General features: G+C 56.0%; 28 protein-coding genes and 1 pseudogene. 10 read left to right on the plus strand and 19 right to left on the minus strand.

Features of this window, described 5'->3' with window-relative positions:
- The first annotated feature begins 4 nt into the window (after window positions 1–4).
- The 6 genes and pseudogenes from NDJ82_RS07445 (at window position 5) to NDJ82_RS07470 (ending at window position 4,929) form a co-directional block, all read left to right on the plus strand.
- Window positions 5–451, plus strand: coding sequence for a DUF421 domain-containing protein (locus NDJ82_RS07445; protein WP_054070289.1), 447 nt, complete (start codon window positions 5–7; stop codon window positions 449–451).
- A gap of 95 nt (window positions 452–546) precedes the next feature.
- Window positions 547–774, plus strand: a complete 228-nt coding sequence (locus tag NDJ82_RS07450; RefSeq protein ID WP_112195388.1) for a PLD nuclease N-terminal domain-containing protein — start codon at window positions 547–549, stop codon at window positions 772–774.
- Window positions 775–796: 22 nt separating this feature from the next.
- Complete coding sequence (locus NDJ82_RS07455; RefSeq protein WP_250925217.1) at window positions 797–1,726, plus strand: ZIP family metal transporter; 930 nt, start codon at window positions 797–799, stop codon at window positions 1,724–1,726.
- A 9-nt stretch (window positions 1,727–1,735) separates the two neighbouring features.
- A pseudogene (locus NDJ82_RS07460) lies at window positions 1,736–2,002 on the plus strand (M42 family peptidase); the annotation flags it as partial.
- A gap of 331 nt (window positions 2,003–2,333) precedes the next feature.
- On the plus strand, window positions 2,334–3,218 hold the full coding sequence (locus NDJ82_RS07465) for a manganese catalase family protein (RefSeq protein ID WP_112195384.1): 885 nt from the start codon (window positions 2,334–2,336) through the stop codon (window positions 3,216–3,218).
- A 109-nt stretch (window positions 3,219–3,327) separates the two neighbouring features.
- Window positions 3,328–4,929, plus strand: a complete 1,602-nt coding sequence (locus NDJ82_RS07470) for a histidine kinase famiy protein (protein WP_284738562.1) — start codon at window positions 3,328–3,330, stop codon at window positions 4,927–4,929.
- A gap of 194 nt (window positions 4,930–5,123) precedes the next feature.
- Here NDJ82_RS07470 and cyoD read toward each other — a convergent pair whose 3' ends face one another.
- The 4 genes from cyoD to cyoA are packed head-to-tail and all read right to left on the minus strand — an operon-like array spanning window position 5,124 to window position 8,981.
- On the minus strand, window positions 5,124–5,462 hold the full coding sequence (gene cyoD / locus NDJ82_RS07475; protein WP_250925218.1) for a cytochrome o ubiquinol oxidase subunit IV: 339 nt from the start codon (window positions 5,460–5,462) through the stop codon (window positions 5,124–5,126).
- Window position 5,463: 1 nt separating this feature from the next.
- Window positions 5,464–6,078, minus strand: coding sequence for a cytochrome o ubiquinol oxidase subunit III (gene cyoC / locus NDJ82_RS07480; RefSeq protein ID WP_250925219.1), 615 nt, complete (start codon window positions 6,076–6,078; stop codon window positions 5,464–5,466).
- 3 nt (window positions 6,079–6,081) lie between these two features.
- Complete coding sequence (gene cyoB / locus NDJ82_RS07485; protein ID WP_158878290.1) at window positions 6,082–8,055, minus strand: cytochrome o ubiquinol oxidase subunit I; 1,974 nt, start codon at window positions 8,053–8,055, stop codon at window positions 6,082–6,084.
- A 2-nt stretch (window positions 8,056–8,057) separates the two neighbouring features.
- The gene (gene cyoA, locus NDJ82_RS07490) at window positions 8,058–8,981 is read right to left on the minus strand and encodes a ubiquinol oxidase subunit II (protein WP_250925220.1); all 924 of its coding nucleotides are present in this window, start codon (window positions 8,979–8,981) and stop codon (window positions 8,058–8,060) included.
- A 419-nt stretch (window positions 8,982–9,400) separates the two neighbouring features.
- On the opposite strand from cyoA, the gene NDJ82_RS07495 reads away from it, so the two are divergent.
- Together NDJ82_RS07495 and NDJ82_RS07500 are read left to right on the plus strand one after the other, a co-directional pair.
- The gene (locus NDJ82_RS07495) at window positions 9,401–9,715 is read left to right on the plus strand and encodes a hypothetical protein (protein WP_250925221.1); all 315 of its coding nucleotides are present in this window, start codon (window positions 9,401–9,403) and stop codon (window positions 9,713–9,715) included.
- Window positions 9,716–10,080: 365 nt separating this feature from the next.
- Window positions 10,081–10,350, plus strand: a complete 270-nt coding sequence (locus tag NDJ82_RS07500; RefSeq protein WP_099583095.1) for a DUF6555 family protein — start codon at window positions 10,081–10,083, stop codon at window positions 10,348–10,350.
- 48 nt (window positions 10,351–10,398) lie between these two features.
- Here NDJ82_RS07500 and NDJ82_RS07505 read toward each other — a convergent pair whose 3' ends face one another.
- The 11 genes from NDJ82_RS07505 to NDJ82_RS07555 form a co-directional block, all read right to left on the minus strand.
- Window positions 10,399–10,614 (minus strand): hypothetical protein, encoded by a 216-nt coding sequence (locus NDJ82_RS07505; RefSeq protein WP_099583093.1) that lies wholly within the window; start codon window positions 10,612–10,614, stop codon window positions 10,399–10,401.
- 137 nt (window positions 10,615–10,751) lie between these two features.
- Window positions 10,752–11,303 (minus strand): ATP-dependent Clp protease proteolytic subunit, encoded by a 552-nt coding sequence (locus NDJ82_RS07510; protein WP_099583091.1) that lies wholly within the window; start codon window positions 11,301–11,303, stop codon window positions 10,752–10,754.
- A gap of 53 nt (window positions 11,304–11,356) precedes the next feature.
- Entirely contained in the window at window positions 11,357–11,641 is a 285-nt protein-coding gene (locus NDJ82_RS07515) for a con-10 family general stress protein (RefSeq protein ID WP_099583089.1), read from the minus strand.
- Window positions 11,642–11,972: 331 nt separating this feature from the next.
- The gene (locus tag NDJ82_RS07520; protein WP_027616405.1) at window positions 11,973–12,146 is read right to left on the minus strand and encodes a con-10 family general stress protein; all 174 of its coding nucleotides are present in this window, start codon (window positions 12,144–12,146) and stop codon (window positions 11,973–11,975) included.
- 448 nt (window positions 12,147–12,594) lie between these two features.
- Complete coding sequence (locus NDJ82_RS07525) at window positions 12,595–16,740, minus strand: CheR family methyltransferase (RefSeq protein WP_250925222.1); 4,146 nt, start codon at window positions 16,738–16,740, stop codon at window positions 12,595–12,597.
- A 336-nt stretch (window positions 16,741–17,076) separates the two neighbouring features.
- Window positions 17,077–17,316, minus strand: a complete 240-nt coding sequence (locus NDJ82_RS07530) for a hypothetical protein (RefSeq protein WP_099583170.1) — start codon at window positions 17,314–17,316, stop codon at window positions 17,077–17,079.
- Complete coding sequence (locus NDJ82_RS07535; RefSeq protein ID WP_099583086.1) at window positions 17,316–17,570, minus strand: DUF6555 family protein; 255 nt, start codon at window positions 17,568–17,570, stop codon at window positions 17,316–17,318. Before NDJ82_RS07535 ends, NDJ82_RS07530 begins: the two co-directional genes overlap by 1 nt.
- Window positions 17,571–17,671: 101 nt before the next feature.
- A complete protein-coding gene (locus NDJ82_RS07540; protein ID WP_250925223.1) occupies window positions 17,672–17,953 on the minus strand; it encodes a hypothetical protein in 282 nt (93 codons plus the stop codon).
- Between the two features lie 265 nt (window positions 17,954–18,218).
- A complete protein-coding gene (locus NDJ82_RS07545) occupies window positions 18,219–18,959 on the minus strand; it encodes an OBAP family protein (RefSeq protein ID WP_502941218.1) in 741 nt (246 codons plus the stop codon).
- Between the two features lie 105 nt (window positions 18,960–19,064).
- Window positions 19,065–19,319 carry a DUF1652 domain-containing protein gene (locus NDJ82_RS07550; RefSeq protein WP_250925225.1) on the minus strand — a complete coding sequence of 85 codons (255 nt, stop codon included), beginning with the start codon at window positions 19,317–19,319 and terminating at the stop codon, window positions 19,065–19,067.
- Window positions 19,320–19,944: 625 nt separating this feature from the next.
- On the minus strand, window positions 19,945–20,547 hold the full coding sequence (locus NDJ82_RS07555; RefSeq protein WP_250925226.1) for a helix-turn-helix domain-containing protein: 603 nt from the start codon (window positions 20,545–20,547) through the stop codon (window positions 19,945–19,947).
- A 162-nt stretch (window positions 20,548–20,709) separates the two neighbouring features.
- Here NDJ82_RS07555 and NDJ82_RS07560 point away from each other — a divergent pair, with 162 nt between their 5' ends.
- Window positions 20,710–21,405, plus strand: coding sequence for a B3/B4 domain-containing protein (locus NDJ82_RS07560; RefSeq protein ID WP_250925227.1), 696 nt, complete (start codon window positions 20,710–20,712; stop codon window positions 21,403–21,405).
- Window positions 21,406–21,473: 68 nt separating this feature from the next.
- Here the strand turns inward: NDJ82_RS07560 and NDJ82_RS07565 are convergent, their stop codons facing one another.
- Together NDJ82_RS07565 and NDJ82_RS27645 are read right to left on the minus strand one after the other, a co-directional pair.
- Window positions 21,474–23,093 (minus strand): methyl-accepting chemotaxis protein, encoded by a 1,620-nt coding sequence (locus tag NDJ82_RS07565; RefSeq protein ID WP_250925228.1) that lies wholly within the window; start codon window positions 23,091–23,093, stop codon window positions 21,474–21,476.
- Entirely contained in the window at window positions 23,069–23,545 is a 477-nt protein-coding gene (locus tag NDJ82_RS27645) for a DUF4224 domain-containing protein (RefSeq protein ID WP_502941219.1), read from the minus strand. Before NDJ82_RS27645 ends, NDJ82_RS07565 begins: the two co-directional genes overlap by 25 nt.
- A 16-nt stretch (window positions 23,546–23,561) precedes the next feature.
- Between NDJ82_RS27645 and NDJ82_RS07575 the strand changes: the two genes are divergently transcribed.
- A complete protein-coding gene (locus tag NDJ82_RS07575) occupies window positions 23,562–24,182 on the plus strand; it encodes a hypothetical protein (protein ID WP_250925229.1) in 621 nt (206 codons plus the stop codon).
- A gap of 428 nt (window positions 24,183–24,610) precedes the next feature.
- Here the strand turns inward: NDJ82_RS07575 and NDJ82_RS07580 are convergent, their stop codons facing one another.
- Together NDJ82_RS07580 and NDJ82_RS07585 are read right to left on the minus strand one after the other, a co-directional pair.
- Entirely contained in the window at window positions 24,611–25,645 is a 1,035-nt protein-coding gene (locus tag NDJ82_RS07580; protein WP_250925230.1) for a site-specific integrase, read from the minus strand.
- A complete protein-coding gene (locus NDJ82_RS07585) occupies window positions 25,646–25,855 on the minus strand; it encodes a DUF4224 domain-containing protein (RefSeq protein ID WP_191948075.1) in 210 nt (69 codons plus the stop codon).
- Window positions 25,856–25,857: the final 2 nt, after the last annotated feature.

Below are 25,857 nucleotides of genomic sequence, written 5' to 3' on the forward strand. Positions count from 1 at the left end.
ACCTATGGACTCTGTCTTGCGTGCAGGAGCAATGTATTTAGCCCTTATGGTGCTCTTCAAGATTGCTGGGCGGCGCTCATTGGCAGAGCTGACGACCTTCGATTTCGTCTTGCTGATGATGATCGGCGAAGCCACCCAGCAAGCGCTGCTGGGCGATGATTTTTCCATCACCAACGGCGTGCTCGTCATCGTGACGCTGATCGCCATTGACGTTGGCCTATCGCTGCTTAAACAGCGTTCTGGTTGGGTATCAAGGCTGATCGATGGTGAGCCAACGATCATCGTCGAGAATGGCAAGCTCCTGCACAGACGCCTGCGTCACGCTCGATTAATCGAAGCCGATGTAATGGAGGCTGCGCGCTCCAGCCAAGGTATCGAGAGGCTGGAAGAGATCAAGTTCGCGATAATTGAGCGCAACGGAAAAATCTCCATCATTGCCAAAGAAAATTAAAACGCAGACCTGTACTAGCTGCAGACCCGTGATTTTCTTGGAACGTCCGTATTCGCACGGAGCCTAAGGGTTAACACCCTAAGGAGGGCTAAACCATGTCTGAAGCCACCAGCTATTTTGCGATTGCTGTCGCCGTGTTCATTCTGCTTGTCGATCTATTGGCCATTGTCAGCGTGTTTCGGAGCGACAAAACCGTAGGGATAAAATCAGCGTGGGCGCTTGCTCTGATTATATTCCCGGTAGTGGGTTTGGTCGTCTGGGGAGTCGCCGGACCACGGGGCGTCAAGGAGGGGCCTTCCTCGCCCGAGCACAGTAAAGGCTGACGCTTAAAGCTACGGAGGAAGAATGACGGAACCTTCTTCATCTTTTGGAGTGCACTTGCGCGGTTGGTTGGCACGCGTTTCCCGCTCAGGATGGGGAGGACTGTCCTTTTGGGCGTTGCTGTTGTGTGTCACTGTTTTCCTCTTGGTCAGCGGTTATGGATCGTTTGTCGGTGCCAACAAGGCGAATCTCCACTTTGCTTTTCTGGGTGGGCTATCCGGGTTCGCCGCGACAGGACTTGGAGCCATTGCAGCAGTCGCATTGCGTGACATAACCGCCCGTACGCAAGACATCATGCTTGGCTTTGCCGCCGGCATGATGCTGGCCGCCAGTTCCTTCTCGCTCATTCTCCCTGGTATCGAAGCAGCTCAGGCCCTTTGCGCAAACCAGTTGCTCGCAGCATGCGTTGTTGTTGCGGGATTGGGATTGGGCGTAGCGCTGATGGTTGGCCTTGATCGTTTCGTCCCTCACGAACACGAGAAAAGCGGACGCAGGGGGCCGGACGCGCAGCGTATCAATCGGGTCTGGTTGTTCGTCTTGGCAATCACGCTGCATAACCTGCCAGAAGGGATGGCTATTGGAGTGAGCTTCGCCAACGGCGATATGAAGGTGGGGCTGCCGCTGACAACCGCGATTGCCATACAGGACATTCCGGAAGGGTTGGCAGTCGCCCTGGCATTACGGGTGACAGGCATCTCTGCGCTACGAGCCGCGCTGATTGCGGTTGGTTCGGGGCTGATGGAACCCTTGGGGGCAATTGTCGGTTTAGGGATTTCCAGTAGTTTCGCCTTGGGGTATCCCATCGCTCTAGGCTTGGCAGCTGGCGCCATGATTTTTGTAGTGTCCCATGAGGTCATTCCCGAAACACATCGCAATGGTCATGAGACACCCGCGACCTTAGGCCTGATGCTGGGTTTCGCAGTCATGATGTTTCTTGATACAGCCCTGGGTTAGTTCTGAACCATCAATACCGGCGATGAAAAGGGTTATTACACACGCGACATCTTGACGTCCTTAGCCGCTGCAGCAGAGCGCTGTGGTTACAGCCCTCAATATGCGTTACTCGTCGATTTTGCTTCAGATGCGAGCGCCGTATTAAGCAATGGCTCGTCGGCCAGAGCGGGGTGCATAGCAATACCTACCGAAAACACTCATGGTTATGAGCTGATTGTGGACGGCGCAGTTCGGGCTTGTTCGGCGACGCTTTGCGAGTACCTGGCCACTTGCTAAAGGCTGAAAGCCTTCCAGCGAGTAGCTTGTTCAAACTGATGAGGCTACAGGCGCGGGAACGTGCATGCTCGCTTCAACATAAGTTTCGGCTCACCACATGACTTTGCGCTTCGCTTGCCAGTCGCGCCTTTCATCGCCTGAGCCGAACGAGGACGCCGGGAAGTGAGCCACAAGTGCTCTGCGTCGCGGTTTCGCTTGATGCGTAACCCCCGACCGCTGGTCGCACTGCAACGGTTTATTTTGAAATTTATGAACAGGGAAGCGCCTCACAAAAAGGTAGGCAGTGCTCCAGGCGGGCGCTGCCCCTTCTTAAGCCTGAGGAGATTTGTTCATGTTTCTACATAACAAGCGACTTCAATACACAGTCCGTGTCGCCGAACCTAATCCAGGTCTGGCCAACCTGCTGCTGGAACAGTTTGGCGGCGCTCAAGGGGAGCTCGCGGCAGCGTCCCGCTACTTCACCCAGGCCTTGGCTGAAGACGATCCGGGCCGCAAGGATCTGCTGATGGACATCGCCACCGAAGAGCTCAGCCATCTGGAGATCGTCGGGTCCATCATCGTGATGCTCAACAAGGGTGCCAAGGGGCGCCTGGCCGAAGGCGTGGAAGAGGAGGGCGAGTTGTATCGCTCCCTCAACGGTGCCGGCAATGACTCTCACATCACCAGCCTGCTGTACGGTGCCGGTGCGCCGTTGACCAACTCCGCCGGCGTGCCCTGGACAGCGGCTTATATCGACACCATCGGTGAGCCCACCGCAGACATGCGCTCCAATATCGCCGCCGAAGCCCGCGCCAAAATCGTCTACGAGCGACTGATGAACGTCACGGATGATCCGGGCGTAAAAGAGGCGCTGGGCTTTTTGATGACCCGGGAAATCGCGCATCAACTGTCTTTTGAAAAGGCGCTGCATTCGATCCAGCCGAACTTCCCTCAAGGCAAGCTGCCGGGCATGCCGGAATTCACGCAGGTCTATTACAACATGTCCCAAGGCGCGCAAAGTCTGCGTGGCCCGTGGAACCAGGGCGAAGGGTGGGAGTTCGTGGAGAACCCGCAACCGGCGGTCGATGGTGGTGATGGCTTGGCCACTGTGCAACTGGATGCCGATGACGAAGCGACGTTGAGCGCGATGAAGATCCGCACCGCCTCGGACGCGACGAGCGACCCCGTCACCGGCGCTGACCTGGGCTCGGGAATGCAATCTAAACGCGAGATTTGACGTTGGGCGGCGCCCGACCGCCTGCGGCGGGCGCCAATTCAGTGCAGGGTGGCACTGTGCGACGTTTTCACGGTCCATGGAACACGCGCCACGTAACTGGAGGTGAACCTTGGCAAGCAAGAAAAAGCCCGTGGTCGACCGTGTCGACCCGGCTCGGCTCTCTTCCAGCCGCAAAGACCTGTTTTTCGCGGCCATGGAAACCAGCCAAAGCGCGATGATCGTTTGCGACCCCGCCCAACCCGACAACCCGATCATCTTCGCCAATCAGGCGTTCCTGAGGCTGACGGGGTATGAACAGGATGAAGTCATCGGGCGCAATTGCAGGCTCCTGCAAGGACCTGAAACCGATAAACGTGCGCTGCGGCAAGTGCAGCAAGCGATGACATGCCGCCATGAGGTGTGTGTGGAAGTACTCAACTACCGCAAGGACGGTTCGACGTTCTGGAATGAACTGTTTATTTCGCCGTTGTTCAACGAAAGCGGCCAACTGGTGTACTTTTTCGCCTCCCAATTGGACGTGAGCCGGCGCCACGACGCTGAACTGCGCGTGCGCCGCGTCCAGGACCTGGAGGCCCTGGGGCAACTGACCGGCGGCATCGCCCATGACTTCAATAACCTGCTGCAGGTGATGGTCGGTTATCTCGAACTGATCCAGCAGAGCGTCAAGCGCCCCGGCACCGACCCGCAGCGCATCTTCAACAGCGCCAGCCGCGCCAGGGCCGCCGCCGAAAAAGCTCAAACCCTGACCCAACAACTACTCGCGTTCTCGCGCAAGCAACGGCTCGACAGTCGCGTGATCAACCTGAACACCTTGCTGAGCCGCACCGATTTCCTGGCGCAGACACTGCAGGATGTTCAGCTGCATGTAGATCTGGCTGAAGACCTGTGGAACTGCCGTATTGACCCTGCGCAGGCGGAGCTGGCCGTGCAGCATTTGTTATCCAACGCCCAGGATGCGCTCGAAGGACATGCCGAGCCGACCGTGACGGTCAAGACGCGCAACGTTCAGGTTCCGGGCGATGCCAACGCGCAACGCGACGGGCTGGCTGAAGGCCGCTACGTGGGCCTCTCGATCAGCGATAACGGCAATGGCATCGATGAGAGCGTCCAGGAGAAAATCATGCAGCCGTTCTTCACCACCAAGGAAGAGGGCAAGGGCTCGGGGCTGGGGTTGTCGATGGTGTATGGCTTCGTCAAGCAATCGGGCGGTACTGCGCGCATCCATTCCTACCCAGGCGTTGGCACGACGGTATGCCTGTATTTTCCGGCGAACGACAGCCAACTCTGGGTCGAGCAAACGCCTGCGGCCACCTCGCTTCAAGGCGACGAGCGCATCTTGATCGTGGAGGACCGGCCCGAAGTGGCCGAGCTCGCGCAGGAGGTTCTGTCTGACTACGGTTATCGCACCGACATTGCGCACACTGCCGCCGAGGCGCTGGACCGGCTCGCCGGCACGAACTATGACCTGGTGTTCAGTGACTTGATCATGCCCGGCCAGATGAATGGCGCGGAGCTCGCGCGCGAGATAGCGCGCCTGTATCCGCACACCAGGGTGCTGCTTACGACGGGCTATGCGAAAGACTCGTTGGAGCGCGCGGATATACAGGTGCATGAATTCGAGCTGATTGCCAAACCCTACCAGCCCGCTGATTTGCCCAGGAAGATTCGCAGCTTGCTCGACACAGCGTGGACAGCGCCAGCATCAGGTTGAGGGCCATCACCAACAGAATCGAGAAGCCGAAGATCGAGCGCGCCCAGCGCGCTGGATCGACCCGGCGCACGCCGCTGTTGGCCAGCGCCAGCCAGTAAGCGCACAAGGCGCTGAACACGGCGAAATACAGTATGCCCATCTGGGCCACCACTCCCAGCAGCAGGGGGCCGACGCAGAAGGCCAGGGTGTACGCCTCAGTGCGCCAGCATGTTGTGGTGAATACTGCCCATGATCCATAGCGAGAGCCCTACCAGCAAAAGAATGATGACCGCCGAAAAAATCAGTGCAATCAGGTTCCAGCGTTGTTCCTCGGCCGTATCCAGATGCAGGAAGAACTTGAGGTGGACCACGATCTGGATAACCCCCAGCGCCACCACCAGCCAGGCGGTGATGGTGCGCGGCAGCGAAGGGAACATCACCAGGGCGAAAGGGATCAGGGTCAGCAGCACCGACAGCAGGAACCCGACCAGGTAGGAACGGCTGCTGCCATGGCTGGTACCGGCGCTGCTGTGAATCGAACTTTGCTTGTACATGTCACACCACTCCCAACAGATAGATCACGGTAAACACGCAGATCCACACCACGTCCAGGAAGTGCCAGAACAGGCTCAGGCAACTGAGCCGGGTGGCGGTGGTGTTGGTCAGGCCTTTCTGGCGAATCTGCACCATCAGCACAGCCATCCAGATCAACCCGGTCAACACGTGCGCGCCGTGGGTGCCGACAAGAGTGAAAAAAGCGGTCAGAAACGCGCTGCGGTCCGGTCCGTAGCCTTCTGCGATCAAATGGCGGAACTCGTTGATTTCCATGGCAATGAAGCCGGCGCCGAGCACGAACGTGAGTCCCAGCCAACGCAGCACCTGGCTTTGCTGGCCACGGTTCATCGCCAGCATCGCGTAGCCGTAGGTGATGCTGCTCAACAGCAGCAGCATGGTTTCAGCGAGCACATAGGGCAGTTCGAAAATATCCACGCTCGAAGGACCGCCGGCCACGCTGTCGCGCAACACCGCATAGCCGGCGAACAAGCTCGCGAACAGGATGCAGTCGGTCATCAGGTAGATCCAGAACCCGAAGACGCTCAGCGAACCCGCGTCTTCATGTCCGTGTTCCTGAATATGAGCGACGTCTTTTTCAATCACGATATTGGACATGGATCAAGCCTCTGCCAGGTCTTTGAGACGTGCCGTTTCGATGCGTGCCACCTCTTGCGCGGGCACGAAGTAATCGGTGTCTTCGTCGTAGCTGCGCACCACGAACGCGACCACCGAAGCCACCAGCCCGAACGCCGCCAGCCACCAGATGTGCCAGACCAGGGCGAAGCTGCAGATCAGCGCAAACAGGCTGATCACCAGGCCCGAGGCGGTGTTGCGCGGCATGTGGATGCTTCGGTAATCGGTATGGCTGAGGGTGCTCACGCCGCGCTCCTTCATGCCCCAATAAGCGTCCAGGTCATTGACCTTGGGTTGCTCGGCGAAGTTGTACAGCGGTGGTGGAGAGGCGGTGGCCCACTCCAGGGTGCGCCCGTCCCACGGGTCGCCAGTGAGGTCGCGGTATTGGTGGCGGTTGCGGATGCTGACGAACAGTTGCAGTGCCTGGGCGGCCACGCCGCAGAGGATGATTGCCACGCCCAGCAGTTCCAGCAGCAGCCAAGGCCGCCATTCCGGGTTGTCGAAGTGGTTGAGACGGCGGGTCATACCCATGAAGCCCAGTACGTACGACGGCATGAAGGCGAAATAAAAGCCGATCAGCCAGCACCAGAAGGCGATGCGGCCCAGCTTGTCGTTCAAGCGGAAGCCAAAGGCCTTGGGGAACCAGTAGGTCAGGCCGGCCATGTAGCCGAACACCGCGCCGCCGATGATCACGTTGTGAAAATGCGCGATCAGGAACAGGCTGTTGTGCAGCATAAAGTCGGCGCCCGGTACTGCCAGCAATACCCCGGTCATCCCGCCGATGCTGAAGGTCACGATAAAGCCCAGTGTCCACAGCATGGGGGTCTCGAAGCGCACCCGGCCACGGTACATGGTGAACAGCCAGGTGAAGATTTTCACCCCGGTCGGCACCGCGATAATCATGGTCATGATGCCGAAGAACGCGTTGACGTTACCCCCTGCGCCCATGGTGAAAAAGTGGTGCAGCCACACGATGAACGACAACACGGTAATCGCAATCGTCGCCCATACCAGCGACACGTAACCGAACAGCCGCTTACTGCTGAAGGTCGCGGCAATCTCGGAAAACACCCCGAACGCCGGCAGGATCAGGATGTACACCTCCGGATGCCCCCAGGCCCAGATCAAGTTGACGTACATCATCGGGTTGCCGCCGGCTTCGTTGGTGAAGAAATGCATGCCCAGGTAACGGTCCAGCGACAGCATCAGCAGGGTGGCAGTAAGAATCGGAAACGACGCCAGGATCAGCACCGAGGTGCACAGCGCATTCCAGGTGAACACCGGCATTTTGAACAACGTCATGCCTTCGGTACGCATCTTCAAGATCGTGACGAAGAAATTCAGCCCCGTCAGTAACGTGCCGATGCCGGATATCTGCAATGACCAGATGTAGTAGTCCACCCCGACCCCGGGGCTGTAGGCCAACCCGGATAACGGCGGATAGGCGACCCAACCGGTTCGTGCGAACTCACCGATCCCCAGTGAGACGTTGACCAGCGCGGCACCGGCCACGAACAGCCAGAAGCTCAGCGCGTTGAGAAACGGGTAGGCCACGTCGCGTGCGCCGATCTGCAACGGCACCACAACGTTCATCAGGCCGACGACGAAGGGCATGGCCACGAAAAAAATCATGATCACGCCATGGGCGGTGAAGATCTGATCGTAGTGTTCCGGCGGCAGATAACCCGGCCCGCCACTGGCGGCCATGGCTTGCTGGGTCCGCATCATGATCGCATCGGAAAAACCGCGGAGCAGCATCACCAGCGCGACGATGATGTACATACAGCCGATCTTTTTGTGGTCCACCGACGTGAACCACTCGCGCCACAAATAGCCCCATTTGCGCTTCCAGGTAATGGTGCCCACTATCGCCGCGCCGATCAGCCCGATGAAGGCCAGCGTATACATCACAATCGGTTCAGTGGTTGGAATCGCATCCCATGAGAGTTTTCCGAACATTGCTATTGCTCCTCGGCCAGTAAACGGCTGTGTTGATCGACGCGCTCTCCGTTGCCGCTCAATGGCGCTCGCCTGGTTTTATTGGCCTTGTTCATGCCTTCGTATTTATCGACGATGTCCAGGAACAGCCGCTCCTGCACTACCGAGTAATAGGTCACCGGGTGCTTGATGGTGGGCTTGGCCAGGTGCGCATAGCTCGTTTGGTCAAGGGTTGTGGGGGCGCGCTTGACCTTGTTCACCCAGGCCTGGAAGTCGGTGGGGCTTAATGACAGCGTGGTGAAATGCATGTCGGAAAAACCGGGGCCGTTGTAGTTGGCGGCGATCCCTTTGAACTCGCCGGTCTCGTTGGCGATCAGGTGCAACTTGGTCTGCATGCCTGCCATGGCGTAAATCTGCCCACCCAGCGCCGGTATGAAGAACGACGTCATGGCCGCATCGGAAGTGATGGTGAAACTCACCGGCGTGTGCACCGGCAAGGCCAGTTCGTTGACGCTGGCGATGCCCAGGTCGGGGTAGATGAACAGCCACTTCCAGTCGGTGGCCACCACCTGGACGTTGATCGGTGGCGTGTCCGAGTCGAGCGGGCGATAGGGGTCGAGGGCGTGGGTGGTTTTCCACGTCACCCAGCCCAAGGCGATGATGATCAGCAGCGGCACGCCCCACACTACCGCTTCGATTTTGTGGGAACTGGCCCAGCGCGGCGAATAACGCGCTTTTTTATTGGTCGCACGGTAGCGGTAGGCGAATACGAACATCAGCACGATCACCGGCACCACAACCAACAGCATCAGGCCCGTGGCGAGGATAATCAGGTCGCGTTCATCGGTTGCAATCTGCCCTTTGGGGTTGAACACCACTAAGTTGCAGCCGCTTAACAAGAAGACGCTGGCGAGATATGCCAGGCAATAGCCAATCGCTCGTTTCATGCCTTGCTCCTGTATTGAAAACGTCCGTTGTGACGGTGCCGAAACTCCGGCGCCGGTGTTCGTAAATGACTTAAGCGAAACGCTGGCGCTGCGTTTGTTAGTGCCTGGCGCAGTCAAGTGCCTGACGCCAGGCAATACAGCGCCATCAATGGATAAAACGCATCCACTGCCCGAATCTGTTGGATTTCGCTGCTGCTCTACGGTGGGCGGTTTCACCGCGCTGCCGAATATTTTGAATAGACGTCACGGGGTTGGTTTAACAATTTGTTACTTCGCCTGACGAACGGCTTAACAAGCGAAACGGCAATAGACTTTGATGGGCGCATGACGCAGTTGGCCTTGGAAAAAAGACGGAATCCCTGTTGGGGCATTCAGGTCTTACTTGAGGGTCAACCCACTAACGGCCCGGGAGAATAGTTATGTTTATTCGTGGTAATACCTATAAAGCATGGGCAGAAAAGGCATTGGAAGAGGAATGCTTTACTCAGGAAGTGGAAAACGGTTGCCATATCGAAGTCAGGGCCCGGGAGCGCGAAGACGCCGATATCGAAGTGTTGGTCAGCGTCTATACCGCGACGGGGCAATGCGTGGTCGAACGCACCAAGCAGTTGCCGGGCGCCGAATGGACCATGCACGACGCGCTCAAGCGCGGCATTGATCAGGCGGAACGGATCGCTGGCGGGGAATCGGGACGGCTGCCTTGCGCCGACGCGCACCTGCACGAGGACGATTAACGGGGCGCCGTGAAGTTCAAGTTACGCACCGCAGCGCATTCAGACGCAGCGAAATAAGCCGCCGTTGCGTATATAAGTTCGGCGCACTAGTCACCGGCTCGCCGAATAGCGTTACGGCCCTATGTACTGCTCGAAAAAAAGCCCGTACGGAGTACGGGCAAGACAGGAGTTTTTACCAGAGCCTGGAGGGAACAGGCTCAATAGTAAGAAGCGTTAAAGCGAAAACGGTTTTGTTTTTTTTCTGAGGTGCCGACGAATGGTCATATCCCGATAGGGCCGCAAGTGGGCGCAACTAAAAATACACATCAAGAGGAAAAATCTGAACCTTCGCGCTGCTTCAATAACAAAAATCAGAAGGAGGGCATATGAAAAATTCTTTATATATTATCGAGTACGAATACCATCATAAGCCGAGATCTTTCATTATAAGAGCAGAGGTTATGAATAATGCAGAAGCGTGGCATTGGGCATCTTGCGATGCTGGGATCGGTATAATTCCTCGGTCACGCCATGAAAAGATCAAGCGGGTCAGCAGACCCCTTGCAGAACGCTACGGCCTGGAGAATGTCAGGTGGCGTCCTTCTGGCAGTATTCCATTTATTGCACAGCCCTATGTACCGCCGCCCCCTGAATGAGTGCAACTTTTAACAAATGAACTCATTTGAGTGTGGTGTTGGTTTGAGTCAAACCTTACTGTTTTTTCGACGTTCCTGCAGCATGCATAACTTGAGGGCGCTGCGTTGAAGGGCGTCCATCATCAAGTCCGCCAGATACTGTTGCCTGCATTGCGGGCAGAGCATCTCGGCGGCTGTGGACACCAGATAGGAGGGTTCGTCCGTCGTCGGCTCCAAGGGCTGTTTACATTGGGCGCACTGGCCGTTCGCGTGTAGACCAGACATGTTCGACTCCTCCCTGAATTAAAAGCTCACTCACAATCCATGATGAGTTGAACGATTTCAATAAAAAAAAGGAAGAGTTTCAAACAAGCGATTAATTGATGTTAAAACGCCAATATTGGGGTTTCAGTTTAAAAGCGCTAGGAGTGAATGAAGCTGCTTACAAACTCTGCCTGGATGACCGGTAGTTCGATCCCATGGATCAAGCCGGCTGTCATGGCTTGTTGCGGGTCGAGAATGCGCGGCGCCGCGATCAGGTACTTTTCTGTTTCGAGTTTTTCCTTTGCATCCTGGGTACGCTCTTCGACGATGCGTGCATACAACTGCAAGTCGTAGTCAAGGCTCATGGCGTATTCGGACATACGCGAATGGTCGACGGCGCCTTGCACATGCCAGTGAAACGGATGAAACAGAAACTTGCTGTGCTTGCACGCCGTCCTGCGCTCACCGGCCAGAAAGATGATATTGCCCATCGACTCCACGGTGCCGAGGTTGTGGGTGTGCACCGCGATCGGCAGCGCCAGCAGGAAGTTGTACATGGTAAAACCGTAGCTGCATTCGCCGCCCATCGTGGCGATGTTCACTACCAGGCCCGAAGCCTCTTGCTGAACGGCCAACGAGGCTTTTTCGATGAGTTGGCTGCAGGTAGAAGCGGTGACCGGCCCGGTAAAGTTAATAACGTGTAAAGGCATGGTGTCTCCCGTCCATCAGGGCAGGGGAGCACGGCTCCCCTGCATCAAGCACATCAACTGTTGCGTCCGCCACCATGGCTGTTCTGGCCGCCTTTACGGCCGGCTTCCGAGGCTTTCTCACGGTCGTTGGCAAAGTTGCCGCCACTGTTCTGACCGCCTTTGCTACCGGCGTCGGCGGCGCGCTCGGGATCATTCTTGAAATTGCCGCCGCTGTTCTGGCCACCCTTGCTTCCGATCTCCTGATAGAACTCTTTGTCATGTGAAGCCGAAGTTGCCTCGCCACCTTTCTTGCCGGCTTCGTTGACGCTCATTTGATTTTGCTTGTCGTTAGTAGTCATCTCAGTCATCTCGTCGTTATGTTGGTGATATATCTTTCAACTCGATCTACAGGTAGTTAAATACTGATGGTCGCTCAGGTTATAAATGCCTTTCGCACAGCGGTAGTGCTTGCGACGCATCGACAGTTGCTTCAGCCAGTTCGACAACGCGCCGATGTTCGTAACACGGCATTGTGTTCGCGCGTAGGCTTGCCCTCGGTTCAGTTCGCACTTGTGTGCTCGGTTTGTGAGGTAAAACACTTCGCTGATAGTCGGCTGATGCCCCCATGCTTAGTTCTCCTCTGCTATTAAGAGAAGGGGCAGCATGGCTGCCCCCTTGTGACTGCTGTTACTACTTGCGGCCGCCGCCATGGCTATTCTGGCCACCTTTACGGCCAGCTTCCGAAGCCTTTTCACGGTCATTGGCAAAGTTGCCGCCAGATGCCTGGCCGCCTTTCTTTCCCGCCTCGGACGCTTTTTCGTGATCGTTGGCGAAGTTACCTGGGTTTTTATTACTGGTCGTCATAATGCTACTCCAACTGTAATTGAGGTTTCGCTTACGCCCGTTTATTGCAACGGACATAGTTTCCGATAAGGGCGGCCTTCGAAATGTTTCGGGATTTTTTAAAAAGGACGATGAACGGTCTTTGGCTGAAGAAAACTTGTACAGATGCGCGGTGTTCGCGCCGCTTCGTATAAGTTTTTACTCCAAGTGGGGTGAGAGTGATATTAAATTAATAGCAATGGCTGCCGCTTCGCTTAGTGTGCAAAAGTAGTTTTAATTGAAAGCTCTTGCACGGGTCGACTACCGAACCTACATCACGGAATGTTAGAGGCTGTATGCCAAATATACAGGTATGAAAGAGACTGATCGTGGGGCGGGGCTGGCCAGGAAACAGCGGCTGGCTGCAGAGGAAGCCCCGCTCCTTGAGCGGAACGGGAAAATCCTCTTATCCCAACTGGAAAGGTCCCAACTAGCGACGTAAGCAACACAGTTTTTCGATCAGAACAATCAACGATTCGTGGGCGACCGGTTTGCTCAAATGGGTGGTGAAGCCCGACTCAGCCGCTTTTTTCTGGTCACTGCCGGCCCCGTAACCGGTGAGGGCGATCGCGGGAACCTGGCGCAGATGACCTATCGCGCGCAGCTTGCGCATCAGCTCATGGCCATTCATTTTCGGCATGCCAATGTCCGAAATGATCAAGTCGTACTGTGCATCGCGGGCTGTTTCCAGCGCGGTCTGTGGGTCATTGAACGCGTTAACCTGAGCGCCCTCCATCTCCAGCAGCAGATTCAGCACTTCAAGCACCTCGCAAGAGTCATCCACCAGCAACACCTTGACGCCATGGAGGCGTTCAACCTCGTCCTGTTCAGCGTCAGAAAGTGGCAGATGATCCTGTTGTTCGCACAGCGGCAGCCATACCGAGAAGGTGCAACCAAAACCCAGCCCCCTGGAATGAACACTGACCGAGCCTTCATGAGCTTCCACCAGTTGGCGTACCAAGGACAAGCCTATGCCAAGGCCCTCGCGTTGATGCGTCTGATGCTGGTTTTCTGCCTGCCCGAACAGATCAAAGATCTTCTCCAGGCTGTCATCCGCCAGGCCGACGCCACTGTCGATCACGTCCAACTGGGCGCGCCCCTCCGAGCGGCTCAGCACCAACTGCACCTGACCGCCCTCCGGAGTGAATTTCAGCGCGTTGTTGACCAGGTTCCAGATCACTTGCTCAATGCGCGTCGGGTCGACGTCGACGATCAGGGATCCATGATCCGAAGGCGTTTGCAGCGTCACCTGACGACGATGCCCGTCGGCGAGCACTACGCCATGGATCTCCCTCAGCGTGCGAATCAGATCAACCCGTTGTCTCTTCAGCTTGAGCTTGCCCGTACGCACCCGTGCGACATCCAGCAGGTCGTCAATGATCCGTGCCTGGCTGGACACGGCCTCGCAGATCGTATTCACGGCTTTGATCGCCGGGCCCGCCGCCTTGGTAGCGGGCAAGCGACGCAGTAACTCGGCGTTCAGTTGGATGAGGTTCAGTGGATGTTTGAGTTCGTGCGACATCACCGCGAAAAACTCGTCCTTGAGATGACTCTTCGTCTGGGTTTCCATCAGGCGCTGGCTCTGCTCATCCTGAGTGCGTTTGTGGCCGGTCAGGTCGCGGGCGATCTTGACGTAGCCCTTCAAGCTGTCGCTCTTTAACTGCGTGACCTCACCGCTGCAGTAGAACCGACTGCCATCCTTGCGCACATGCCAGCGCTCATCTTCACCGCGACCATGTTCGCGGGCCGCGCGCAGCTCGCTCTCGGGTGCGCCGGCGGTGCGATCCTCCGGTGAAAAAATCAAGTCGTAATAGGCGCCCAGCACTTCGTCCTTGGTGTAGCCGAAGATCAGTTCTGCACCCGTGTTCCAGTCGGTGATGGCGCCGTGGTCATCAAGGATGATGATTGCAAAGTCATGGGTACTCTCGGCCACCAGACGCATACGCTCTTCGCCCAGGCGCAGCTCCTCTTCGGCCTGGCGCCGCTTGGTGATATCGATGAAGGTCAGCACCGTACCGTCGATGTGATCCTCGCTGGAGCGATAGGGCAACAACCGCGCGATGTACCAGCGGTTGTCCTTACCGCTGATTTCCCGCTCGATCATGTTCAGCGACTCAAACACCGTCGTAGCGTCTTCGGTGATTTGCGGGTAATCCAGGCGGTGGGTGATGTCCATCAACGAGCGTCCAGTGTCCACCGGGAGCATGCTGAAAATATCGGTGGCGCGGGGCGTGAACCACCGGATGCGCATATTGCGGTCGACGAATACGGTGGCGATGTCGGTGGAGGCGATCAGGTTGGTCAGGTAGTCATTGACCTTGTCCGTCTCTTCTACCTTGGTTTTAAGTTCATAGTTGACGGTCAACAGCTCTTCATTGATCGACTGCAGCTCTTCCTTGCTGGTTTCCAGTTCTTCGGTGGCCGAGCGCAATTCTTCGTTGACCGCCTGCATTTCTTCGTTGGAGGCCTTGAGTTCTTCGCTTGAGACTTCCGACTGTTCGATGGTGTCCTGCAAGTGCAGCTTGGTGCGTTGCAGCTCCTGCTCCAGGTTGCCCATGATGGCGTTTTCAGCATGGCTGACGGCGGTGGAGTCGGCCTGTTGGAGGTCGATCGGGCTTTCCTGGAAGATCACCAGCACATAGTCGCTTTCGGTCGCGTCATCGCGATAGGGGCGGGCGGTAATGTCCACCATGAAGAGCGCCTGCTCGCGCTGAACGCGGATCTTGCGGGAGGTCACAGGCATGTTCGATTGCTGGACCTGAAAGAGTGTGGTGCGGATGTCGAGGCGCAGGTCGGGATGAACCAGTGCCAATAGGTTATGCGTTATCTCACCCGCCACATAACGCAGGAAGCGCCCGGCACCTTCGCTCATGTGCAGGATCTGCGCGTGGATGTCGACAATAACGCTTGGCGGTGCGGCTTTTTCCAGGGCCCGCAGATGAATATCCGCGAATGAAACTTTGTTGGGGGCCTTATTTTCAATCGCGATCGACGCGGTGCTTGGGCGCAAGTAGCCGCCTCGCGGCATGGTCGGGACGCGGCGCATAGGGGAGGAGCCGGCACGCACCCGAAAAATGCGGTTTCGTTTGTCGACCGGCACAAACAGGTCCAGGCAGCCGTCGGCCGACTCCGAGGAACCAAGGAACAAATAGCCACCGGGGCGCAGCGCAAAGTGGAACATCTGCAGGATGTCGCGCTGCACTTCGCGGTCCAGGTAGATCAACAGGTTGCGGCACACGATCAGGTCGATCTGGGAGAACGGCGGGTCGGCCAGCAGGCTGTGTTTAGCAAACAAAACCTTCTCGCGAATTTCTTTACGCACCCGATAGTGCTGGTTTTTCTCTTTAGCAAAATACTGGCGCAACCGCGGCGGCGGTACGTCGGTGATGATCGCCTCGGGATACACGCCGTTGCGGCCGTGGGTGATTGCGCGCTCGTCAATATCGGTGGCAAATACCTGCATCTTGGCGCCGCTGGCATCCAGCGCCAGTTGCTCGGCCACCAGCATCGCGAGGCTGTAGGCTTCTTCGCCGGTGGAACAGCCGGCCGACCAGATGCGCACCTCTTCACGGTGCGGCACGCTGTCTTCGAGTGACTTCACCAAGTTAGGTACCACGTCACGCTCAAGCGCTTCGAAGGCCTCGCGGTCGCGGAAGAAGTTGGTCACGCCGATCAGCATATCGCCGAGTAGCGCCTTGGTTTCGTCTGGGTGCCCCTGGAGGAAGTTGTAATAGGCCGCCAGGTCCGGCTGGGCGGTTACTTGCAAGCGTCGCTCAATACGGCGCAACACTGTGGCGCGCTTGTAATGCTTGAAGTCGTGCCCGGTACTGGCGCGTAGCTGAATCAGGATGTCCAGCAACAGCTGCTCGGCCACGGCTGCATCGCGTTCGGATGCGGGCGGGGTGGTTTTGATTTCGGGATCGTTGGCGGTGGGCAGGATGATCGATTGAGCATTGCGCCACAGCTCCAGCAACTTCTGGGGCATTTCCACCACGGGAAGCACGAGATCGACCATTTGCGTTTCGATGGCAGCCCGCGGCATACCATCGAACTCAGCATCTTCCGGGGCCTGTACCAGAGTGATCCCGCCTTGCTCCTTGATTCGAGAAAGGCCTACCGCGCCGTCCGCTCCGGTCCCTGAAAGGACCACGCAAAACGCCCGCTCTTTATGCGCATCTGCCAAGTCGCGAAAAAACAGGTCGATGGCAATGTGCGAGCCGCCCTCGCGGGTTGATGGGGTTACCGCTAAATAGCCATCATTCATCTTCAAATGGTGAGCCGGCGAGATGACATACACCTGATTCTTTTCGATGGGCGTCGTGTCGTTGACCTGTGATACCGGTAAGCGGGTCGACTCCTGGATGATCTTGTCCGCCACGCTTTGATGATCAGGAGACAGGTGCAGAATCACCACGAACGCCATGCCGCAATCTTTGGGCATATGCTCGAAAAACGTTTTTACTGCTTGCAGCCCGCCCGCAGACGCGCCAATCCCAACCACCGGAAAATCCAAGTCACTGGGGATCAGATCCTTGCGTTGCGGAACGTTAGGGGACCGCAGGGGGGCAGACTTCATAAATACCAACCTTGGTTAACTGCGCACGCGAAGAGCGTGGAGGGGAAAAATTAAGCGAGGGCGAGGGCTGAACCGAAAGTGAAATATAGCGGAAAACCTGCGTGCAAAAGAATGCCTCGAATCGCTAACCCTATAAACCTTACCTTGCGGTTGAGGCACGCCACCTTCAGAAGGTTTATTCAGACTGACCAATGGTTCTGCCGCGCCTGAAGGGTTATCCGGTTTTTTCAAAATCCATCTGAACTTACCCTTCCGGCCCACCCTCGCAAAAGTAACCACAGCCAGGGGCTGTGATACTTGACCGGGCGTCGGCCCTGTTTTCGACAGCGCTGTCAGCTACTTTCGCTTGGCGCGGTGAATGCGCATCCACTCTTGGTAAGCGGCAGTGCGTTGCGCATCTGCGACTTTCTTCGCTTCGATGAAGCGCGCCCACGTCTGCGCATCGCCGCTGTAGCACTCAATGATTTTATACGCTTGCGCGTCCAGTCGATCGGCTTCGAAAAACATCTCGTTATTTCGCGCGACCTCATCTTCCCGTGCTTGTTTTTCCGTATAACCAAGTGCCTGGCTGTTCATCATGTAAGGCCCTCCGACCACTGAACCTGTGTCGCGCCGCTCCAACGTACATCGGTAATGCCGTATTTTTCCGCCATCGGTTTAGAGACTCGCTTGAGGGTGTGCTGGCCAAATCTGGGTATGACGGCAACACCTGCATCGCAGCTGGCCCAATGCCAAGCCTCGGCATTGTTCATTTGCGCTGCGCGCACGATGAAGGACTTCGGTTCACCGTGAAGCTGATACTCGATGGTAAATAGATTGTTCTGTTTCATGAGACCTCCCTATGCTCATGAATTACAGATATTTGACGTCAAATAAAATTCAAAAAATTGTCCGACAACTCGATGGATGAGCCTGGGCGCTCATTACGACCTCAGTCGTCTACTGTAAACGTGACCCACCCGGGCGCATTCGTGGGCCGTTCGCTATCGACGATGACGCCACTTACGGTGGAGCCATCGGGCAAATTGACCGCGACGAAGTTAGAATTACCCGGCCAATCCAGTGGCCTGTCGAAGTCCAAACGCGCAATCGTCGGCTTTCCACTGCTACTCATTTGGATGTTTACGTCGTTGTTAAAGCGTTCATCTGAGGGTGTGCCCAAATGGCGCGAAGCAGTAATCACATCGGCAATACCTTGGAACTCGTAAGACATGCTGATTTACCTCAATTAGACGGGGCGGCTGCCCCCGATTCAGTTATGCGGCTTCAACTCGGCGCTCACCGCTGGCGGGCCTAAACAGGTTGCCCGACGAAGTCGCTGAATGGGAGGCCGTTGCCGGGCGGTGCGGGTGAGCCAGCCGAATGCCAGGACTCATTCCGGTTGCTGAATCAATCATCATGACATCCTCCTATCGCTGGTCTTGCGATAGAGAAGGGCCGGCAGATGATCGTTCAATCCAAATGGCTGAGTGGCGCGTTCAGTGCTGATGGGCCGTTACAGTCGGATCGGTGATCTGGATAACGGTACCCTGTTGCCATGCATCCGCACCGGGTGCGATGGGCGGGGCAACTATATCGACGCGAGTCTTCTTCTTTTCGGTGCTGTCGATACCCATTCGCTGATCTCGCTCGGCGACCATCCGAGGGTCGGCCTGGCCATCGGTGGTAAACCCCATCATCAATTGCGGCGCACCCAGCGGCAGGCGTTTGTGGAGATCGGTATGCCAGGTATGCCAGGTCTTACCGTAGGTATGTACCAGTTTTTCCATCAAGGCGTGCTCGGCCACTTCGGGGATTCCCGGCGCGACCAATTGTCCTGATTTCACTTCGTGCACGTGGCTGTGCCAAAGCGCCTTTTCAGGGGCAGGCAGTGTGCTGAATAACTGCTCGCTGATGATGTATTCCACGCCCATCAATTTTGCATCCTTGCGATTGCCGTCGTAGATCACGCATTGAATCACTTCTTCGTTGAGAACCGCGCAGTAGTGATGCGCTTCCATCTGCACATCGGGATGGCCGTTATAGAAGTGAAAACCGTCCAGATAGGCGTTCAATGCATCAACAGGCGGACGAGATTGGAGCAGGGCTGCACCGGCTTCCAGGGTTCGGGTTGATGGCGTAGTCGGTTTACCGGGCGCCCCCACATTCGAGGGGGAATCATTGCCAGCGCAGGCGCTTAGCAGGCTAAAGGTTGCCGCCAAGGAAAACGATTTGGCCATTCTGGCTGTCGTGGTAGTCATTGTCGTGGGTTCCATCCTCTTGCCTTCTCTCAAGCTGATTGGGGAAAGAGTTTCAGTAGGGTCCGGCATATGAATTCCTGTTTATTACCCTACAGATGAACGCCTGGAAGACTGTCTCGACATGACCATTTCTTCCAGTATTTCCCGTATGAGCCTATTGATTCCCGATTCCCCGTGATAGTGGGCGCGATTGATATTTGCGATGGTGAACTGATCAGCGTCGTGCGCCGTTACGTTCACCGAAAGGCTGCCGTCGGGATTGAACGCACAGTTGACTGCGCAGTTAGGAAGGCGAGCGCAAAGGGCTGTTTCAATCTCAACTTTGGTAAGCGTGTCCATGGGTTCACCGGATTAAATGCGTAAACACGACAAGCCTAGATCAGAATGCCACGGCGTAAATGCTAGCAAGATAATGGCGTTGCGCGACGTTCCTTTCTGGAAGGTACCGCTCGTCAGACATGGCTCGAATTTCTTGAACATACGATTTGCTCTCTCGGCCAGATTAATCAAATAGGTTTAGCGCGGTGCGATGATCGGTTTTGAGATTTCGCGCCGTATTGACTCACTCGCCAATAGGTAAACGATCATGAAAAAGTTGAGTATGTGCTTGGGCTTTTGCAGTGTATTCATGCTTCATGGATGCTTTGACAGCGCCGATAATGCAACCAAAGACAACTCCAGCGGTACCAAGTCCTCTGTACAGATGCAGGAAGGAAAAGCCGACGAGCGTAGCCAATAATTGATGGCCCGGCCGTTGTGAACCGTTGGGCCAAAACCCTTTTACGACAATAAAAATATTGGGTTTGGATGCTCCAAAAATGTACGCAATGTGCTGAGCAGATCGAGGCGCTGAATGAAGTGAGCTAAGGGCTTAACTGAAGTGACTACATGGCATGGGGGGAGGGGGGGCGACCACCGATTGACGTTGGCCCGCCTCGGTGACCCTGCCTGGGACTTCCGGTACCTACTGGTGCATCTCCGTCACAGACATAGTGAATACCAGCTTGGATCTGCCAGCGTTGTAATAGGAATGGGGGACGTCGGTTTTGGCGACTGCCGAACTCCCCGCAGGAATGACCAACTCTGTTTCCCCTACCACACATTTCAGCGTGCCTTTTTCCACATGAAACAGTTCAAGCGTGCCCTGAGGATGCCCCTGTGAAGCGAAAGACTCGCCTGGGTGCATTTCCCAACGCCACAGCTCGATCATATTAGGGCCGGAGGTTCCCGCAAGAAGGCGCGCTGTTCCTCCCTGATCCCCGGTCCAGAGCGTGGGGATGTCTTGACTGTCGATGATATGGGCGGATGGGGCTTCGGTCACATTGACGATGTCTGCAACGGACAGGCCCAACGCGGCGGCGATTTTGCAAAGGATGCCGATACTGGGGTTCGCCGTACATTTCTCTATTTCGACAACCATTCCTTTGCTCACGCCAGCGCGGCGGGAAAGCTCATCCAGCGTGATCTTCTGCGCTTTGCGCGCCTGTTTGAGAGTGCGCGCAACGGCCAGGCTGACGGCTTGAGCATCAGCGCCAGGGGTAGTCGACAGGCTGGTATTGGTGGTCATTGATGAGGGTCATGAGGAAAAAATGTGCTGGGATTCTCGGCCTTTATCAGCAGATCCGTCAACCGGATCATCCGTTATAGTAGATGATATTGGTCATTATATTGACTTTGCTGGTCGTCAATGACTAGCATGAAATGACATTCAGGTTCCTGGAGGTTTTTGATGCTGTCCGTACTGCCGTTAATCGATCCAGCCGTTGCCCAGTTGGTGCCGGAGTTCAGGGCTCTGAGCATCGTGGTGGAAGCTGCGCCACTGGCTTATCCTGAGGTGGCTCAGGTCGCGCTGGACCGTGCTTGCAAGGCCGTGCAGGAAGGTGGGCCAAGCTGGGGAGAAGCCCATTTGGCCGCATGGGCTGAGACATTCCGAAAGTTTGGGGCCAAGCCGCAACGCACGCCTTGTTCAGCTGAAGCGCTGCGTAAACGAGTTTTACGTGACGGCAGCTTGCCTAGTCTGGATCCCATCGTCGATCTCTACAACGCAATCAGCATCGAGTACGCCATCCCGGTTGGAGGGGAAAACATTGAGGCCTACGTGGGCTCCCCACGGCTCGTAGTCGCAGATGGCACTGAGCCTTTTGACACGATGAAAGAGGGTGCTCCTGCTTTCGAGTATCCGGATGCCGGCGAGGTTGTCTGGCGCGATGACAAAGGCGTGACCTGCCGTCGCTGGAATTGGCGGCAAGGCGTCAGGACCCGTCTCGGTGCTGACGCGAAGAGCATGTGGTTCATTCTGGAGAGTCTGCCGGCGATGCCGCTTGAAGCCTTGACGGAAGCGGGTGACAAACTCATCGAAGGGTTGCAGCAAATGATGGCGGGCGTCCAGATCGAAAGCTCACTGATTGGTCCTGGGGCCGGATAGCCGATAGATCATTTTCAGACCATACCTAGAGCGCTTTTGAGTCTTGGATTTTCAGTAGTCGCCCTTTTTCACACCACGAATTTGTTAACCAAATGATTCAGGTTAACCGCCAGTTTGGACATTTCGCCACACGCACTGGCTGTCTGGCTGGCACCCGCAGCACTCTGAGTTGCCAGCTCGCGAATACTGACCAGATTGCGGTCAACCTCACGAGCAACATGCGACTGCTCTTCAGAGGCCGTGGCAATCAGGAGATTACGCTCATTGATCTGAACAATGGCCGTGGCTATTTGATCCAGCGAGGTGCTGGCCTCTTGAGCAACGCCAAGTGATTCGGTCGCCAGGTCCTTGCTCGTGTTCATCGCCTTTACAGCCAGGTCAGAGTCGTTCTGAATGGCAGCGATCATCTGCTCGATTTCTTGAGTCGATATCTGGGTGCGATGGGCCAAAGCCCTTACTTCGTCAGCAACTACCGCAAACCCACGGCCTTGCTCGCCTGCGCGTGCTGCCTCGATAGCAGCGTTCAAAGCCAAAAGGTTGGTTTGTTCTGCAATCGCCCGAATCACCTCTACAACTTTAGTGATGCTCTGTGCACGATCTGACAAACCTTGAATTTGTTCGCTTGTGTTTTCAACGTTAACGTTCAGCTTTTGAATGGAGCTCAATGTCTGCGCCACTCGGGCCAAACCTACCTCGGTATAGCCTTGGGTGCGCTTTGACTCTTCTGAAGCTGACTCCGCGTTACGAGCGACTTCATCAACAGCAGCGCTCATTTCTGTGACAGCTGTGGCAGCCTGATTGACCTCGTCATTTTGGGCGACAAGACCCCGACTCGACTCCTCAGTTACGGCTGTCATCTCTTCTGACGCAGAGGCCAGTTGGGTGGATGAATCGGAAATCTGCATAATTGTAGTGCGCAGGTTTGTCTGCATCTGCGCGAGCGCCTTCAACAGTCGCCCGACCTCATCCGTCCCGCTGACCAAAACTTCCTTGGAGAGGTCGCTGGCCGCGATACGCTCTGCCACAGACAGGGCATCGTTAATCGGAGAGGTGATACTTTTTGTCAGTAATAATGCCAATCCAACCGTCAAGATGACCACGCCCGTTATAAGGCCGACAACAAGCCAAAAGCCATTGTTATAGAGGTCGGTCGCGTTTTGCCCAGCCCTCGCCGCACCTTCATCGTTAAAGGTGGTCAACTCCTTGATCTGCTGCTCCATGGTATTCGTCAGGGGACGGATGTTGTTACTCACCTGACTGACCGCGGCCGCTATGTCCCCCTGTCTCATCAACGGTTCGAGAATATCCAGTTGTTTGGAATAGGCATCGGCGCTGTTTTTTACCGGTGTATAAAACGAACGCTCCTTATCACTCGCGATCAGAGGCTCATAATTCGCCACTGCATCGATGAACGCTTTGCGGTAGCCAGGGAAGCTTTCAATATTCTTTTGAAGAGACTGAGGGTCAGCAAGGCCTCGCTGTGTTTCGAGCCTCAGACGAAGTGTCGCTTTATCCATCAACGCCGTTTGTCGGATGCTAGCCATCCAGTTGAGTTCGACATCTTTTTCGGAGTCCCTCAGCTTGCCCATTTGCACAACTGCAAATGCGCCGAGCACAAATACCAACGCAATAATCAGCGCGAAAAACAGAGCGGCGCGTGGTGCTACGTTGAGGTTTCTAAGGCGCATTCGGGATTCCTGTTTTCCAACTGTGGTTGATACGTTCGACAGGCTATCGACCCAAAGTTGGGAACCTTAAGGATATTGCCGCAAAGGCCATGTGGTTGCCGACACAGCGCCGGTTGAAAAAATTCAGTCTGGGTTAAGGCGTTGGCGATAACGCAAGGCCAACCGCTGCGCTTGATGGGGTGGCGAATCCCGTTCCGCTTTAGCACTTGCACCTGGCCGGTTTTCGTTTTTGCGCCTGTGAGTGTGCAAACCTCCTCGTGCGACAGAAAATGAATATCCATACCTACCTTCCGCCGCGCGCAGTGGGTCGCGCTGTCTTGATGATGTGGATGACTTTGAAGGGGAAGGTTATTGCGTGGTGACGCGAGTAATCGAAGTGCGGAGCGCGACGAGAAGGGCCCGTGATCCGTTTCCAGACTGTCCAGCAGTAGTGGTAACGTCTGCGCTGTCATCCCTGGAGACGGCCAAATGAATCATCAAAGTCCAGCTAACGCCACAGCAACAAATGCTGGCAAGGTAAGTACTGCCCACCCGCCTATTTGGTATTACGGCCCCGAAATACCAATTATCGGAAGCAATGGTATGGGCGTTTTTGGCTTCTCCCTTGCGCTGCTTCTGCTTTTACCGGGCTACGGGCTTGCGACGCTCCTTTTCACAGGGCCGGACGTCATTCATGGTCTGCAGCCTAACCATGGTGAAGGCCTCACAGCGTCATCCTTCATTCTGTTAATGCTGGCCAGTGCAGTGCTCATTGGTGCGTTCTTTGCTTGGGTTGTCTCTGAGCCTCAAGTGCAGGCCTTCACGTTCGACGGAAATCAGCAACTGCTGACCCTCACGATAACTCGCCGTTGTCGAAGCCCCATTGAAGTACGCGTCCCGTTTAGCGAAATCATCTACATTTGCCCTTATGTGATGAATTCGTTTGCTCATGATGGACATTTTCACGTCGCGTATCGCGGAGCGAAGGGCAAGGTTTTTGGGTATCGTCTAGGGGACGGTACTTCTCTCGAAAATATTGAGTTTCATGGGGCGTGGTTGCGTGGAATGGTAGGAGAGCGAATGTGCGAGCTCACGGATCTCGACGACTGAAAGCAGCCTAAAACCAGTCTGAGCTACCGCACTATTGGTCGGCCCATCAGGTGTTCATTAGTCATACGGCAACCCTTGCCGGGCCATGCCCGGGCGGCGGAGTGGGAAAACTCAAACGCTATATGCACATAGAGCAGTCGAGCCGTGAAAGGTTTGGGAGTGGTGTTCGTCGGCGGGACGCCGGGGGAGGGGAATTGCGGAGCAGAAAAGATAAGGGCCTGCCCAGGTTTCCCCGGCAAGCCCTTGATATCCTTGGTGCCCGAACCCGGAATCGAACCGGGACGCCCTTACGAGCGGGGGATTTTAAGTCCGCAAGGTATTCTTTTAAATACAATAAGTTAGCCTCTATTCTGCACCGCTATGGGCAAATTTTACCTGTCTTGCAGGCCTTTGTTCTCAAGGGGGTTAAAATTATTGCGGTGCAGAGTTTACCTCGTCGGCGTGACCTTCTTGCCGATCCTCTTACGGATGTAGTTCTCTGTCATGACGACAGTTGTGTGCCCCAATTGGTCGCGAGCCTGCAGGATGTCACCACTGGATTCTGCTTTGTCGGTGCCAGCTTTTGCGCGCAGATCGCGCATCTGAAAGTCTCCTTTCTCAACGCCGGCCGCCTCACGGGCCGCGTCAAACCTCCCTCGCAACATGCTGCTGGTCATAGGCTGTCCGTTATGCATAACGATGAGCCTACCTGTCCGTATCTTGTGCCCGTCCTTCCTGGCCATGATTCGATCAATCACAACCTTCAGCTCACCCGTTATCTCAATCCTCCTTTTTGCATTCGTCTTGCCTTGCTTTACGGCCAACCTGTTGTCGCGGATGTCGCGCTCATCCATTTTCAGGGTGTCAGCGATGCGCTGCCCGGTAAGGTAGAACAAATCAAGCGCATCCCGTAGCGGCTGTTCAGCGTGCTGATACACCAGGGCAAACATCTCGTCCTCGATGTACTGATCACGCCCGGACTCCTTGTGTCCTTTAACCCCGGCGCACGGGTTGGCCAGGGCCGTATAGCCGCTGCTCCGGGCAAAGTTCCAGATGGCGCTGAGTAAAGCTTTCTCACGATTTGCGCGCACCGGAGCTGTCTTGCCGCGCTGCCGCAGGTATTGGACGACGTGTTGAGGCTCGATCGCCTCCAGCGGCGCGGGCGGATCATCGAAGAACTTCAGCAATTGCTTCAACTCCCGGGTGTTGTCCTTTTGCGTGGCCAGGCTCTTGGTAGGGACCACCTCGTTCATGTAGATGTTTGCCACGTAGGCAAAGGTCAGCACGTCTTGGGCCAGGGCCGAGGACGCGCGGCTCTTCTCAAGCTTCGCGTACTCCACGATAGCTATTCCGTAGTCGCTGCCTAGGGCAAGTTCCTTCCTTGGCGTTCCCCCGAGGTCGTAGTAGTAATAGATAGTTCCGCTACGTTGCTTCCGTTTCCTTAGGCGCGTAACGCTGTCAGGCTGTGTTGGTTTCCTTCCCATTTAACTCACCAGCCGCGGCTGCCATTTTGGTTTTGCCGTAGTTTCGGTGACCGCCTCTCCGGTGAGCGCATTGGCTATGACGCAAGGCCAGCCGCTGCGCTTGATGGTGTGGCGAATCCCGTTTTGCCTGAGCACTTGCACCTGCCCGGCTTTTGTCCTTGCGCCAGTGAGCGTGCAAACCTCCTCATGTGAAAGAAAGTGAATTTCCATAC

The sequence above is a fragment of the Pseudomonas sp. SR18 genome (assembly GCF_023701505.1).
Classification (GTDB): domain Bacteria; phylum Pseudomonadota; class Gammaproteobacteria; order Pseudomonadales; family Pseudomonadaceae; genus Aquipseudomonas; species Aquipseudomonas cyclaminis.